The organism is Bacteroidia bacterium, assembly GCA_023228875.1.
GTDB lineage: Bacteria > Bacteroidota > Bacteroidia > NS11-12g > UBA955 > JALOAG01.
This window is the reverse complement of sequence record JALOAG010000001.1, coordinates 341,580-354,423: the sequence shown is the minus strand read 5'-3', so window position 1 is coordinate 354,423 and position 12,844 is coordinate 341,580. Positions and strand designations below refer to the sequence as shown.

The window sequence follows — 12,844 nt, the reverse complement described above, 5'->3', positions numbered from 1 at the left end:
TTTAATAATCATTCAGGGTGGTTACGGTATATCATAATAAAATTCTACTTTTGCGCCTCATTTAAACAATTATGAGAAGCAAATTTATTTTAGGCATTGCATGCACAATAGCAATTGTGACATCCATGATTTCATGTGGTAACAAGAATCAAACTAATGGAAAGGCGGTTTTGAAAAACCTAACAGACTCTTTCAGTTTCGCAGCAGGTTTCAACTATGGCTTACAGCTTAAAGAAAGACAGTTGACCGATTTAAACTTTGATGCGTTAGTTGCAGGTATGAAAGATGCATTCAGCAAGGATTCAGGTTGGATGATTACTCCGGAATTATATGAAGATATTGTTAAACGACATATTGACATTATACAAGAAAACCTATCTGAAAAAAACATAAAAGAAAGCAGCGATTTTATCAGCAATAAATCTAAGGAAGAAGGTGTACATAAATCAGAAACCGGACTATTGTGGAAAGTCGTAAAAGAAGGAGAAGGACCAAATCCAAATATCACAGATACAGTTGTAATCCATCTGAGAGTGGAATTACCTGATGGCAAAATTTTCGAAGACACAAGAGATATAGAAGATCCTATTGAAGTACCTGTATCTGCTGCATGGCCCGGCATGGTGGAAGGATTACAAATGATGAGAAAAGGTGCAATATATGAGTTTTATGTACCTTATGAATTAGGATTTGGCAAAACACCACAGCTCAGAGGAATGCCACCTAACAAAGCTCTTATTTATAAAATTGAGATGTATGCAATAAAATAGCATATTCGATTTTAGCATAAAAAGTCAATTGGAGAAATGTAAATACTCATCATCCTCTTGACTTTTTTTGTTTATATAAAATAGGTGCAAATCCTTTCCGGGTCCTTTGTCTCGCCATAAAATTGCAGCAATCAGACCGGATATTGCACCAAACAAATGTCCCTCCCAACTTACAGTAGGTGACAGCGGTAAAACACCATACAATGACCCTCCATAGAAAACTACTACCAATAAAGACACTGTCAATAACGTGCGATTCTGTCTGACAAATCCACTGATAATCAGAAATGCAATTAATCCAAAAACAAGTCCACTTGCACCAACATGATACCCGTCAGCACCAAAGAAAAACACCCCTAACCCGCCTACAAGCCAGATAAACAGGAGCACTCTTAAAAACACTTTCATATAGAAATTTAACAAAAGTGTAATCAAAACAAAAAGTGGAATAATATTAAACAGCAGGTGCTGCGTGGACGCATGCACAAAAACAGTTGTGAATATTCCATAAAAATGATACCAATCACCGGGTTGGATTGCCAATGTTCTTACTTCAAACAAGCCAAATAAATGTTGTAATAGAAAACACACAAGCACTATGCAATTAAACAGCATTGAGACAATAATAGAAAACTTAATTTTAGCCAAAACTCCTTCTACAAAGGTACGCTTATTAATAAAATATTTTCACTGAATAACCATACTACCAATGAGAAAAAAACTAAGTTTGAGGGCTAAATGAACACACGTTTTGCTGTTATCGGTTTGGGACGATTTGGGTCAAAAATTGCTCGATACCTATCCTTAAGAGGTGCTGAAGTTATAGCAATTGATGAAGATGCCTTTCGTGTTGATGCACTAAAAGATGAAGTGGCTCATGCTGTTCAAGCTGATGCAACTCATTTGCGTTCTTTAGAGTCTTTGCGCATTAAAGAAATGGATGCGGTCATTGTGGCTATTGGTGAAAATTTTGAAGCACTACTACTTTCTGTTGTGAACCTTTTAGAACTGAAAGTAAATAGAATCATTTCCAGAACAGCCTCTGAACACCAGACATTAATCTTACAAAAAATAGGCATCACAGAAATCTTTAATCCTGAAGAAGAGGTTGGGCAAATTGTTGCAGAAAGATTAATTCACCCTAATGTTAAAACATTTTTACAACTACCTGATAATTACGAGATTGTTGAATTATCTCCGCCTAAAGGTATTTGCAATAAGACTATTGGCGAGATTAAATTCTCTGAATCTTACAATATGAATTTAATTACGATTAAGAGACCTTTTGAAATTGAAAAAGGTGGATATCTAGAAACTGAATATCATTTATTAGGTGTACCACAAAAAGATTTAGTTGTGTATGAACGTGATGAATTAATTGTTCTAGGAAAACAAAATGACATAGAGCGATTTATAGAATTTAACTCTTAACTCAACAGTATGTCTTTCGATATTCTTGAAATTTTAAAAACACGAAGATCGCACTTCAGAAAAGAGTTTTCCGGACAAACGGTTGATAACTCTGTTATTGATTACTTGTTGGAATGTGCACACCAAGCACCCACCCATAAACTGACTTACCCCTGGAGATTCAAGGTTTTTCATAAAGAATCTCTGCAATCCTTAGTCAACAAATTTTTGGAAATAACCATCAAAAATTCTCCCTCCGACCCTTTGACTAAAGCTCAAGTCGAAAAGATTGCCAAAATACCCCATGAAGCCTCACATATTATTGCTATTTGCATGAAAAGGGACGAAGCATTGAGGGTGCCTGAAATAGAAGAAATTTGTGCGGTTGCTTGTGCAGTGCAGAATATTTATTTAGGGTTGCTGAACTTTGAGCATGTCGGTGGATATTGGAGTACAGGCACACTTGCCCATTCAATGGAAGTCCATTCGTATTTAAACTTGTCAGAACAAGACAAATGTCTAGGCTTTTTTTATGTCGGACATATAGAAAATAAAAGAACCCAAGCAAACAGACCTCACGCAACTGACTACATTGATTGGTGTTGAGGAGACTATACGCTCAGAGTTTGTCTGCCAGCTTTTCCAAAATCTTAATTAGTTCGGGTGGAAATTGAATATTAACCACATTACCGGAGTCTTTACAATTGGTAAACTCCTGATTAGTTGGCAAGTCCAAGAATTTGTTTAGAGGTTCTTTCAGTATTTCTGCAATGCGAGATAATTCCAATACGTTTGGGATTTTTTACCTGCCTCTATCTAGTGTACCGCATTTTGCGATATACCCAACAACTGACTAAGATACTCTTGCGAAATACCTTTGTCTGTGCGGATTTTCCTGATTGTTTCGCCTGTTTTCATGGGTCAAATAAAGCATATTGCTATAATTTATTGCGCTGCGCTGTAATTTATAGCTTGCGGGAACGGGCAAGATGTTTTTGATTTGCCGTAGTAAAAAAATGGTTGCGGTTGTCATATTAACCGCTTTCACAACGCCAAGTTTCGCTGCTCTATCTGTTTTAAGCAGAAAAATTGATGCTTGCAGCAAAAACTTCAGATGTTATAGTGTTTCTAAGGAGTTGTGTACCTACCAAACCTCTGATGGACCTTTAGTTGAGTGGTGTATTGATTGTGCGGGTGCGGGAACAACAAAATGTCCCAATTCCATTGTGTACAATCCAACGGCTGATTTAGACCATGTTGATGTTGCGCAAGGCAATTTCTTACTCAACTATGCAATTCAACAATTTGAGCTTGGGAATTTGGCAGGATTACATCAGATTGTAGTATCCGTTCAAGGGGAAACCGAATCTAGAATTTACAGGGTGGAATGGGACCATACAGAAAATGATGAAGAAACAGACACAGGAGAAATTACAGTAGAAAGACTAAATTAAAACTTAAAACACCCTTTAAAAAGCCGTATATTATACGGATTTTTTGTCTAACTACCTGATACTATGAACACAACACATTCAAATTTTTTTTTAATGTTGGGTTTGTTTCTATTGTTTAACAATTACACAACATTCGCTCAAAACAAGCTGACTTATAGTCATTCTATTGATTTAACGGGAAGTGATACTAGAACAATTACTCACATTGACGGAGTATCGGACAGCAAGCGCATTGCTGCCCTTGTTTATGACAGAAATACGATAGGGGATACCATAATTATGGTTTCTAAGCAGGACGGTAAAATTCATGGCAGATACGCAATAGAGAATAAACCCCTAAATATTGTTTCTGTAATTATAACGGATTCTTTTGCTTGCTTTTTGGATTGGGGTAACATAATTCAAGTTTTCAGAAGATTTCAAGACACCTACAAATACACTTGTAAAATAGAGGTTAAAGACAAAGCCTTTGTATATAATGAATTGTTTTTAGCTCAAAATTCTCAAAGGGTTTATGTGGCAAGTGCTCAGAGCCCTGTTTCTTTTAAAGACGGTTTTCTCAAAGTTATAGAGATTGATATTCAAAGTACGAAAAAGGACACAACAATCAGTCATTATTTAACATTGTACAACAAAATTGATTCCCTGAACTTTCTATCTATCTACAAACCTTTATGGCTAATGGACAGAAGCGAAAACGGAACGCTCGGCATAATAGATTTTGAGGGCAATATGGTTTTGATAAACAACGGCAAGACATATAAAACCACCTTTTTTGAATCGGAATACACCACCGCGATTAAAAGTAAGGTGCTTGCAATCCAGAAGTCCTACAAAAAGAACCCTCAATATGAAACACTTGAAGAAACAGACGATATTGTTATACAGAACAGACGTTCTGTGGGAATATTGCTAAGTGATTCGTTTTTTATTCTTACCTATCACCATTATGATACTGGTATACTCCACAACGGTATTCCCATAACATTTGTCAGCGAGGTTTATAAGTACCATTTGGATGAAGAAACCAGAGGCATTATAGCTGTTAGACTATATGAACACATAGATAATAATAACAAACGCAACTCAAAAGAACCTTCACTAGAAATAAGCTCTTATATAGATTTAAGCAGAGTAAATATAAAGAGTGAGGGATTTCTTTGTGGGGAATATCTGTTAATTTATTGCGAAGACATCCTTGATTTTTTGGAAAATAATGAGCAGGAAAACCAAACTCCTCACAGTTTTTACGCTTATAAAACAAACGAAAACAAGAAATTAAAACTTCTTGTTTTCAAAATCTATTAGACTTTTACGAGGTGTACTTTAGGGCATTATTCTAAAGGTATTAATGTGAATGGTGCAGAAACTATTACTGTTACTGTAAATCATTTAGGGTATCAAATATTTATCGAAACTCTTTTAATAGACTCAACAATTAGCACAAGTGGAACATTTAACATACATTAGCACCCAATTGAATAGAAAAAACACCATGACAAAATCACTAAAAACAGATGCAGGAGTCTTGGCGTTTGCCATTGTATTGTATGTTTCCATGTCGGCATTTAACATGAGTTCGCTGCTGTACATTGGCTATGTTGTTCTTGCGGGATTGTATTTCTTTCCGGGAAAACTCTTTTTAACAAAGGAAAGTATGAGGATTGACACTACTTTATCTTTCCTAGTACTTTGCAATACGCTTATTCTTTCGTATCTGTTCTTTCTGGTTGGCGGCAAGGGAAATGAGGCTATGAAAATTGTTGCGATTATTTACGGGCTGCTGAACATTTTCTTTTTGGTGTATTTCAGGGTTAGAAGAGATGACAGCCGTTTTGTACTGCACCTGATAGCCAAGATTTTAGTGGCATTCGGCTACCCTTTTGGATAAGCCAAAAATAATCTTAATTGCATAACCACGATTTAAATCGTGGTTATGCAATTAACCCTCTCTTGGGGATAACTGACTACTGCCTAATATCTCGGGAAAAGACTGGTTCGGAGTAGATGAAGATTTTGGCGGAGGCACGCAAGTTGTTATAGGTGGCGGGTCAGGAATAACCATTAGTTGCCCATGAGAGAACAACTCAGGAGGCGCATGCGAAGCAAAAGCGGTAAGTACGGGAGACGGAACCTGTATAAAATGTTATGCCGTTAATTGCATTATGTGTGGACGATCCACAGCACAGGGCGGCACTAGCTCTTTTGTTCCTCTGGTAATCAATGCCTCTGATGTTACCTTTGATACCGTCCCCGCTATCACTTCCACAACCCTGCTGTTCAGAAAGATAAATCCTGAGGATTCCCTGCAAACCTTTGTATATACTGTTACCCTCTACAGAAATAACAGCGTAAATGTTATCAGGGCTACAGATGTAGCAACCTCATGAGATAAAGAGGGAGTGCAAATAATAGGAGAAGGAGCGAGCTTAAATCCATTAACAAATGAACTGTATTTGCCCCAAACCACAGATATGTACTGGCATTTTATTGATAACAACGGCACAGGGGATGTCTATGCTGTCAATGGTGGAAATCTGACTGTATCATGTCCTTGTAAGAAAATAACAAATGATGACTATGAGGTTGCCATGCAAATGGACGGTTGTTTGGATTGTGTAGCCGCAGGTCATTGTATGAAATGCAGTGATTTGGTAATTGAAGACACTCAACAGGTGGATAATTACCCCTATTTGATGATCCGTGCGACTTCTGTTACTTTTGCCATAGAATAAATGAGGAAAACCAACTTATATCAATCTTTACTATATACCCCCACAGCCAAAGTTATTTGCCTGTGGCTGTGCTGGTATAGTTTTGTTAGTATTCATGCTCAATCCCACTATGACAAAGCCCTTGCCCTGATTAGCAAGCTAGATTCTTTTCACTAAAACAGCAGCTTCTATGTGGAATGGGACTATATGAGACATAATGATGCTTATACAGATACCACCCTGCACACTACCGCCTTTTACTCCGACAAGAAAAATTCCCTTCACTATTTATATGAATATGATTATTCAGAAAGAGATGATTTGGATGAATTCATAACTTTCCAGTTAAAAGACAACTATTGGTATATCAGTTTACTTGATAGTGAGCAGCTACAAATTTGTAAAAAAAACTCTACTGAAAAACGGTTTAATTATGTACTCAAGAGAGAAGTCTTGCCCTATCTCCATCTGAAAGCGGATAAAGTATGGAAAGATTCTAGTATTTACAATTTTGACGTTATTTCTACAGAAATGGGAGATTCTCTCCTGCTCACTAAGAAAGACAGCTCTGTTTACCACAAATATTTCATCGACAAACAAGGGCAAAGGATCTATTGTAGTACAAGAATTTGCAGGCTTGGCTGTTACGCAAACTGAGATTTTTTCCAATATCCGCTACAAGGACACTGTTATAGATATTTATCCCTATTTTGAGCTTGACACATGCGAAAGGATTAATTACAACAACACGATACCTAAATCAGAAGTTCCCACAGTATCCAACGATTCCTTTTTCCTAAACAACAAATATGATACCGCCCCTTTTGCCGACTACATGGACACTTTGGTTTTTACCAAACCCGATAAAATAATTCTGCTGGAATATGATTTTTTGTCTTGTTTCCCCTGCCTGATTGCTATGCAAAGTTATTCAAGGCTTTTGGATTCTTTAGGAGATAAAATACAGATCATAATTATAGCCCCCATTGACCCCATTACAAAATCGCCTTTGGCGGACAAGCTTATGGAAAAATACAATATCAAAGGGCGGGTGGACTATCACTTATTGAGAGAAGGTGCTGACAAAATAACCTATGTGCGGTATATAAAGAACTATCCTCTCCTTCTCGTAATAGACAAAGACGGGATAGTAAGAGCTGTAAAAGTTGGAATAAACAAAGACGAAGATTCTTTTGAGGCTATTTACAACCTAGTAAAGCCGTTTGTGGAATAAAAAAATTGCTTCTTACTCTTCCTCTATCCCATATTTCCTTGTGGTATGATTCCAACAATGCCAGAATTGTCAAATCTTCAAATCAATTTTCAACTTTTTAATTTATAATTCATAATTACATTTGCAGTATGCTAAACAAGAAAAATGACAAAACTCCAGAAGGAAGCATAGAGCTAAACGTAATAGGAAACGGTGTCAAAATAAAAGGGGACATGACATGCGACAATGACTTTCGTCTCGATGGTTTTATTGAAGGAAATTTAAAAGTCCAAGCAAAGCTTGTGATAGGCAAAACCGGTAAAGTAACAGGGACTATTTACTCAATCAACGCTGATATTTCCGGAGAAATTCAGGGAAATATTGAAGTAAAAGAAACATTGATTCTTAGAGAAAACGCCCTTATTAATGGCGACATCAAAACAAACAAAATTAATATTGAAAATGGTGCTGAGTTTAATGGCACTTGTACAATGAAAGAACCAAAAAGCCACAATACACCAACAACTCCTTCAACAAGCACACCTTCACAGAACAATAACTTGGAAAGTGCTTAAGTTTCACTTTCCAAGCAATTACTATGGAAAACAAAAAAAACAATTCAGGGTTTAATTATATCAAATATTCGGGAATTGCTTTCCAAATGGTAATTATCATCCTATTATTTACTTTTATAGGTTTCCGGTTAGACAAACATTTTACTACTAAAATCCCAATCTTTACACTCATACTATCATTATCAGGAGTTGCCCTTAGCATTTATCAATTAATCAGGACTATCAAATGAAGAAATTTAGTTTCATTATAACCTTGATTTTTATTGCGCTCACCATTATTATTGAGACGGTAAATTATCTTATTATCCAAAATCCTGAGACTATAAAATGGCTTCGTATTAGCAATATATTTTACTTTATTCTGACACTCATATTATTTTTCATCACTTCATTTGGTATCAAAGCTCATAATAACAAAATATTTGTCAAAACACTTGGCACAAGCATGATTTTGCGATTATTATTTACGCTTTCTTTTATTGCTATTGCGCTAATTATCAGCGACATAGGCAAGATGCAATTTGTCATAGGAAATATTCTCTTATATTTTATCTACATGGCTTTTGAAATTAAATTTTTAGCATTTAATTTGCGGCTCGATTCAGAAACGCGCCAAAGATGACGAAAACTCCCATAAATAAAGGACTCACACTAAATTTGAATTGCAAATATTTGCTTTCATTTGTGCTACTCTCGCTGTTTTTCTTATCAACTCCATCCATTCGAGCAAATTCTGAACCGGCACACCATGAAAAATTTGCTCCCGGCAAAATGATAATGGGTCACGTAAAGGATGCATACGATTGGCACATCATGGATATAAATGGCACTCCTGTTTCCATTCCTCTACCAATCATTGTTTATCATCCGGAGAAAGGCTTTGATTTTTTTCTTTCATCAAAATTTCATCATGGACACGAACCATATCACGGTTACAAACTTGCATACAAAGACGAGCAATATCGGTATGTGTTAGAAACTGAGGACGGTAGCAGTTTTTATAATTTTTCACTTACAAAAAATAACACCTCACTTATAATAGTTTCCATCGTAATCTTGTTGGTGTTTTTATCTGTTGCAAAAGCATATAAGAAGCGTGAAGGCATGGCTCCTAAAGGATTTCAGTCACTGATAGAGCCAATTATTCTTTTTGTAAGAGACGAAATTGCAAAACCCTCTGTTGGTAAACATTATGAGAGATTCCTTCCTTTCCTTTTGACAGTCTTTTTCTTCATTTGGATAAACAATTTGTTTGGCATTATACCATTCTTCCCAGGAGGAGCCAATGTTACAGGTAATATTTCTATCACCTTAGTTTTAGCAGCATTTACTTTAGTAATTACCATATTCTCCGGTAACAAATTTTATTGGAAACATATATTATTACCGGATGTTCCTGTATGGATGTATCCAATCTTAATCCCTATTGAGATTATGGGAATTTTTCTTAAACCTTTTGTGTTGATGCTCCGACTATTTGCGAATATTCTTGCAGAACATATTATAGCATTGGGCTTCTTCAGTTTAATTTTCATCTTTGGAGAAACAAGCCAAGCTATAGGAATGAGCGTTGGAGTATTTTCTGTATTGTTTACCATATTCATGGGTCTGTTATCAATATTGGTAACATTTATTCAGGCTTATGTGTTTACATTACTATCAGCACTGTATTTCGGAATGGCAACAGAAGAACATCATTAAAAATAAATCAAACTAATAACAACAAATAAAATTAATTAACATGTCAATTTTAGAAATTATCCTACAAGCTGCCGCAGAAAGCGGTCTTCCAAAATTCGGTGCTGCAGTTGGTGCAGGCTTAGCTGCAATCGGTATTGGTATTGGTATCGGAAAGATTGGTGGTACTGCACTTGAATCAATCGCACGTCAACCTGAAGCATCAGGTGACATTAGAGCAAACATGATTATTTCCGCTGCTCTTATTGAAGGTGCGGTATTCTTTGCCCTAGTTATTTGCCTTCTAATCGTACTTTAATAAGAAACCAACAGGCTTTGCCGGTAGCCTAAATACCGGCATTTTTTCAAATTATTAAAAAAAGAGACTATGGATTTAGTAACTCCGGAATTTAGTTTGGTTATTTGGATGACCATTACTTTTGGGACACTTGTGTTTATTCTAGGCAAATTTGCTTGGAAACCAATCATGAAATCATTAAAAGAAAGAGAAGACACTATTGAGTCTGCACTCAAATCTGCCGAAGAAGCCAAAACTCAAATTGCTCAGATGAAATCTGACAATGAAGCACTTCTACAACAAGCTAGGGCTGAACGAGAAACCATTCTCAAAGAAGCTAAGCAGATGAAAGAGCAGATTATTGCTGAAGCAAAAAAATCTGCTGAAGTAGAAGGTGCAAAGCTCATTGAAAGAGCAAACCAAGAAATAGCAAAAAGCAAAAATGCTGCTATTGATGAACTAAAATCTCAAATTGCCGGATTCTCAATTGAACTTACTGAAAAGTTACTCAATAAAGAATTAGCTTCAAATGACGAGCAAAAGAGATTGATAGACAATCATTTAAAAGATATTGAAGTTAAACAAACTGCCAGTCTAAACTAATTATGTCTGATATTAAAATAGCAAGAAGATACGCCACTGCTTTATTCCTGAACGCAAAAGACGGAAAACAAGAAGAGTTGCTTAATGAAGTAAAAACATTAGAAAATGTTATTGCTGATAATAGTGCTCTAAGTGCCTTGCTTAAAGACAAATCGATTGATTCTTTAACCAAAATGAATTCATTAAAAAAGATTTTTGGTGGTAGTTCTCAAATCATACAAAATACACTGAATCTTCTTTGTGAAAAAAGAAGAGAAAATATATTAGAAGACGTAATAAGAGAGTTTTATGAAATCTATGACACTCAAAATAAAAGAGTAAAGGTAACTGTAGTTTCTGCTCTTCCGATTGAAAAAACAACTCAAGATTCAATTGCATCTTTAGTCAAAGAAAGAACCGGTGCAAATGAAATTGAATTAAATAACACAATAGACAAATCAATACTTGGCGGATTTGTCGTTCGCTTTGGGGATACACTGATTGACTCAAGCATCAGCAGCCAATTAAATAAAATTAAAAAAGAATTTAAAATAGCATAACTAATAGTATGACAACAGCAATAAGACCCGATGAGGTTTCAGCAATTCTAAAAGAACAAATCGCAAATTTCCGTTCAGATATTGAATTGCAGGAAGTTGGTACCGTTCTTCAAGTTGGAGACGGAATTGCCCGTATTCATGGTTTATCTGAGGTTCAATCAGGTGAAATTATTGAATTCTCCAATGGTGTAAAAGCAATTGTGCTTAACTTAGAGGAAGACAACGTAGGAGCTGTACTTCTTGGTAGTTCATCACAAGTAAAAGAAGGTGATACAGTAAAGCGTACAGGAACCATTGCATCTATCAATGTATCAGAAAAGATGCTTGGTCGTGTTGTAAATACACTTGGAGAACCAATTGATGGAAAAGGAGCAATAGAAGGTCCTTTCTTTGAAATGCCAATTGAAAGAAAAGCACCCGGAGTATTATATCGTGAACCTGTAAAACAACCCTTACAGACCGGTATCAAAGCGATTGACGCTATGATTCCGATTGGTAGAGGACAAAGGGAATTAATCATTGGTGACAGACAAACCGGAAAAACTGCCGTTGCTATTGATACAATTATTAATCAAAAAGAATTTTACGAAAAAGGTCAACCGGTTTATTGTGTTTATGTTGCCTGTGGGCAAAAAGAATCAACAGTAAAACAAATTGTTAAGACCTTAGAAGATAGAGGTGCAATGCCTTATACAGTTGTTGTATCTGCAGCAGCATCTTCTCCTTCCCCTTTACAATTCTATGCTCCAATGGCTGGATGTGCTATTGCTGAGTATTTCCGTGATACCGGTCGTCCTGCACTTATTGTGTATGATGATTTATCTAAACAAGCAGTGGCATATCGTGAGGTGTCATTATTGTTAAGAAGACCTCCGGGACGTGAGGCATATCCGGGTGATGTGTTTTATTTACACTCTCGTTTGCTTGAAAGAGCTTGTAAACTCAATTCATCCGATGAAATTACTGCAAATATGAATGACCTTCCAGTATCGCTAAAAGGCATGGTTAAAGGAGGAGGTTCTATTACTGCGCTTCCCATCATTGAGACACAAGCAGGAGACGTTTCAGCGTATATTCCAACAAACGTAATTTCTATTACAGATGGACAAATATTCCTTGAATCAAACTTGTTTAACTCAGGTGTAAGACCTGCAATTAACGTAGGTATTTCTGTATCTCGTGTGGGAGCTAGTGCACAGATTAAATCAATGAAAAAGGTTGCAGGAACATTAAAGCTTGACCAAGCGCAATATCGCGAACTTGAGGCGTTTGCTAAGTTTGGCTCTGACCTTGATGCTGCAACTAAATCTGTTTTAGAAAAAGGTGCAAGAAACGTAGAGATATTAAAACAAGGACAATATAATCCTTATAGGGTTGAACAACAGATTGCGATCATCTATTTGGGTACCAACGGATTATTAAATAAAATTCCGGTAAATAAAGTGAGAGCGTTTGAAGAAAGTTATCTTGATACACTTAAAAACAAGCATAAAGAAACCTTGAATCAACTTGCATCCGGCAAGATTGACGATGCAATTACAGGAGTTCTTACATCTGTAGCAGATGAAGTGTCAAAAGGGTTTATTTGATT

The 12,844-nt window shown here is 36.1% G+C and carries 20 protein-coding genes; 18 read left to right on the top strand and 2 right to left on the bottom strand.

The features are described from left to right. The first annotated feature begins 71 nt into the window (after nt 1–71). Nucleotides 72–770, top strand: a complete 699-nt coding sequence (locus M0R38_01710; GenBank protein MCK9480463.1) for an FKBP-type peptidyl-prolyl cis-trans isomerase — start codon at nt 72–74, stop codon at nt 768–770. A 24-nt stretch (nt 771–794) separates the two neighbouring features. On the opposite strand, the gene M0R38_01705 is transcribed toward M0R38_01710, so the two are convergent. Next, nucleotides 795–1,418: a rhomboid family intramembrane serine protease gene (locus M0R38_01705; protein ID MCK9480462.1), complete on the bottom strand. Its 624-nt coding sequence runs from the start codon at nt 1,416–1,418 to the stop codon at nt 795–797. A gap of 90 nt (nt 1,419–1,508) precedes the next feature. On the opposite strand from M0R38_01705, the gene M0R38_01700 reads away from it, so the two are divergent. Both M0R38_01700 and M0R38_01695 read left to right on the top strand, forming a co-directional pair. After that, entirely contained in the window at nt 1,509–2,201 is a 693-nt protein-coding gene (locus M0R38_01700; protein ID MCK9480461.1) for a TrkA family potassium uptake protein, read from the top strand. Nucleotides 2,202–2,210: 9 nt separating this feature from the next. After that, nucleotides 2,211–2,786: a nitroreductase gene (locus tag M0R38_01695; protein MCK9480460.1), complete on the top strand. Its 576-nt coding sequence runs from the start codon at nt 2,211–2,213 to the stop codon at nt 2,784–2,786. Nucleotides 2,787–2,799: 13 nt separating this feature from the next. On the opposite strand, the gene M0R38_01690 is transcribed toward M0R38_01695, so the two are convergent. Next, entirely contained in the window at nt 2,800–2,967 is a 168-nt protein-coding gene (locus M0R38_01690; GenBank protein ID MCK9480459.1) for a hypothetical protein, read from the bottom strand. A 229-nt stretch (nt 2,968–3,196) separates the two neighbouring features. On the opposite strand from M0R38_01690, the gene M0R38_01685 reads away from it, so the two are divergent. The 15 genes from M0R38_01685 to atpA all read left to right on the top strand — a co-directional run bounded on the left by M0R38_01685 (nt 3,197) and on the right by atpA (nt 12,842). Then, the gene (locus M0R38_01685) at nt 3,197–3,634 is read left to right on the top strand and encodes a hypothetical protein (GenBank protein ID MCK9480458.1); all 438 of its coding nucleotides are present in this window, start codon (nt 3,197–3,199) and stop codon (nt 3,632–3,634) included. Nucleotides 3,635–3,697: 63 nt separating this feature from the next. Continuing rightward, entirely contained in the window at nt 3,698–4,942 is a 1,245-nt protein-coding gene (locus tag M0R38_01680; GenBank protein MCK9480457.1) for a hypothetical protein, read from the top strand. A 187-nt stretch (nt 4,943–5,129) separates the two neighbouring features. Continuing rightward, a complete protein-coding gene (locus tag M0R38_01675) occupies nt 5,130–5,525 on the top strand; it encodes a hypothetical protein (GenBank protein ID MCK9480456.1) in 396 nt (131 codons plus the stop codon). 274 nt (nt 5,526–5,799) lie between these two features. Continuing rightward, nucleotides 5,800–6,024, top strand: coding sequence for a hypothetical protein (locus tag M0R38_01670; protein MCK9480455.1), 225 nt, complete (start codon nt 5,800–5,802; stop codon nt 6,022–6,024). A gap of 12 nt (nt 6,025–6,036) precedes the next feature. Then, nucleotides 6,037–6,369 carry a hypothetical protein gene (locus M0R38_01665; GenBank protein ID MCK9480454.1) on the top strand — a complete coding sequence of 111 codons (333 nt, stop codon included), beginning with the start codon at nt 6,037–6,039 and terminating at the stop codon, nt 6,367–6,369. Nucleotides 6,370–6,540: 171 nt separating this feature from the next. Next, nucleotides 6,541–7,005 (top strand): hypothetical protein, encoded by a 465-nt coding sequence (locus tag M0R38_01660; GenBank protein MCK9480453.1) that lies wholly within the window; start codon nt 6,541–6,543, stop codon nt 7,003–7,005. After that, nucleotides 6,986–7,582: a hypothetical protein gene (locus M0R38_01655; protein MCK9480452.1), complete on the top strand. Its 597-nt coding sequence runs from the start codon at nt 6,986–6,988 to the stop codon at nt 7,580–7,582. The genes M0R38_01660 and M0R38_01655 overlap by 20 nt, the downstream gene beginning before the upstream one ends. Before the next feature lie 128 nt (nt 7,583–7,710). Further along, the gene (locus tag M0R38_01650) at nt 7,711–8,136 is read left to right on the top strand and encodes a polymer-forming cytoskeletal protein (protein ID MCK9480451.1); all 426 of its coding nucleotides are present in this window, start codon (nt 7,711–7,713) and stop codon (nt 8,134–8,136) included. Nucleotides 8,137–8,159: 23 nt separating this feature from the next. Continuing rightward, the gene (locus M0R38_01645) at nt 8,160–8,366 is read left to right on the top strand and encodes an AtpZ/AtpI family protein (GenBank protein ID MCK9480450.1); all 207 of its coding nucleotides are present in this window, start codon (nt 8,160–8,162) and stop codon (nt 8,364–8,366) included. Then, nucleotides 8,363–8,758: a hypothetical protein gene (locus M0R38_01640; protein ID MCK9480449.1), complete on the top strand. Its 396-nt coding sequence runs from the start codon at nt 8,363–8,365 to the stop codon at nt 8,756–8,758. Before M0R38_01645 ends, M0R38_01640 begins: the two co-directional genes overlap by 4 nt. After that, nucleotides 8,755–9,837 (top strand): F0F1 ATP synthase subunit A, encoded by a 1,083-nt coding sequence (atpB, locus tag M0R38_01635; GenBank protein ID MCK9480448.1) that lies wholly within the window; start codon nt 8,755–8,757, stop codon nt 9,835–9,837. The genes M0R38_01640 and atpB overlap by 4 nt, the downstream gene beginning before the upstream one ends. A gap of 40 nt (nt 9,838–9,877) precedes the next feature. Further along, nucleotides 9,878–10,132: an ATP synthase F0 subunit C gene (gene atpE / locus M0R38_01630; GenBank protein ID MCK9480447.1), complete on the top strand. Its 255-nt coding sequence runs from the start codon at nt 9,878–9,880 to the stop codon at nt 10,130–10,132. 69 nt (nt 10,133–10,201) lie between these two features. Next, nucleotides 10,202–10,714: a F0F1 ATP synthase subunit B gene (atpF, locus tag M0R38_01625; protein MCK9480446.1), complete on the top strand. Its 513-nt coding sequence runs from the start codon at nt 10,202–10,204 to the stop codon at nt 10,712–10,714. Nucleotides 10,715–10,716: 2 nt separating this feature from the next. Continuing rightward, nucleotides 10,717–11,253 carry an ATP synthase F1 subunit delta gene (gene atpH / locus M0R38_01620; protein ID MCK9480445.1) on the top strand — a complete coding sequence of 179 codons (537 nt, stop codon included), beginning with the start codon at nt 10,717–10,719 and terminating at the stop codon, nt 11,251–11,253. Nucleotides 11,254–11,261: 8 nt separating this feature from the next. Further along, on the top strand, nt 11,262–12,842 hold the full coding sequence (gene atpA / locus M0R38_01615) for a F0F1 ATP synthase subunit alpha (GenBank protein ID MCK9480444.1): 1,581 nt from the start codon (nt 11,262–11,264) through the stop codon (nt 12,840–12,842). Nucleotides 12,843–12,844: the final 2 nt, after the last annotated feature.

Excerpts from the sequence above, each read along its gene's own strand:
- M0R38_01710 (MCK9480463.1), top strand. The coding sequence starts at position 72 with ATGAGAAGCAAATTTATTTTAGGCATTGCATGCACAATAGCAATTGTG.
- M0R38_01700 (MCK9480461.1), top strand. The coding sequence starts at position 1,509 with ATGAACACACGTTTTGCTGTTATCGGTTTGGGACGATTTGGGTCAAAA.
- M0R38_01695 (MCK9480460.1), top strand. The coding sequence starts at position 2,211 with ATGTCTTTCGATATTCTTGAAATTTTAAAAACACGAAGATCGCACTTC.
- M0R38_01685 (MCK9480458.1), top strand. The coding sequence starts at position 3,197 with ATGGTTGCGGTTGTCATATTAACCGCTTTCACAACGCCAAGTTTCGCT.
- M0R38_01680 (MCK9480457.1), top strand. The coding sequence starts at position 3,698 with ATGAACACAACACATTCAAATTTTTTTTTAATGTTGGGTTTGTTTCTA.
- M0R38_01675 (MCK9480456.1), top strand. The coding sequence starts at position 5,130 with ATGACAAAATCACTAAAAACAGATGCAGGAGTCTTGGCGTTTGCCATT.
- M0R38_01670 (MCK9480455.1), top strand. The coding sequence starts at position 5,800 with ATGTGTGGACGATCCACAGCACAGGGCGGCACTAGCTCTTTTGTTCCT.
- M0R38_01650 (MCK9480451.1), top strand. The coding sequence starts at position 7,711 with ATGCTAAACAAGAAAAATGACAAAACTCCAGAAGGAAGCATAGAGCTA.
- M0R38_01645 (MCK9480450.1), top strand. The coding sequence starts at position 8,160 with ATGGAAAACAAAAAAAACAATTCAGGGTTTAATTATATCAAATATTCG.
- M0R38_01640 (MCK9480449.1), top strand. The coding sequence starts at position 8,363 with ATGAAGAAATTTAGTTTCATTATAACCTTGATTTTTATTGCGCTCACC.
- atpB (MCK9480448.1), top strand. The coding sequence starts at position 8,755 with ATGACGAAAACTCCCATAAATAAAGGACTCACACTAAATTTGAATTGC.
- atpE (MCK9480447.1), top strand. The coding sequence starts at position 9,878 with ATGTCAATTTTAGAAATTATCCTACAAGCTGCCGCAGAAAGCGGTCTT.
- atpF (MCK9480446.1), top strand. The coding sequence starts at position 10,202 with ATGGATTTAGTAACTCCGGAATTTAGTTTGGTTATTTGGATGACCATT.
- atpH (MCK9480445.1), top strand. The coding sequence starts at position 10,717 with ATGTCTGATATTAAAATAGCAAGAAGATACGCCACTGCTTTATTCCTG.
- atpA (MCK9480444.1), top strand. The coding sequence starts at position 11,262 with ATGACAACAGCAATAAGACCCGATGAGGTTTCAGCAATTCTAAAAGAA.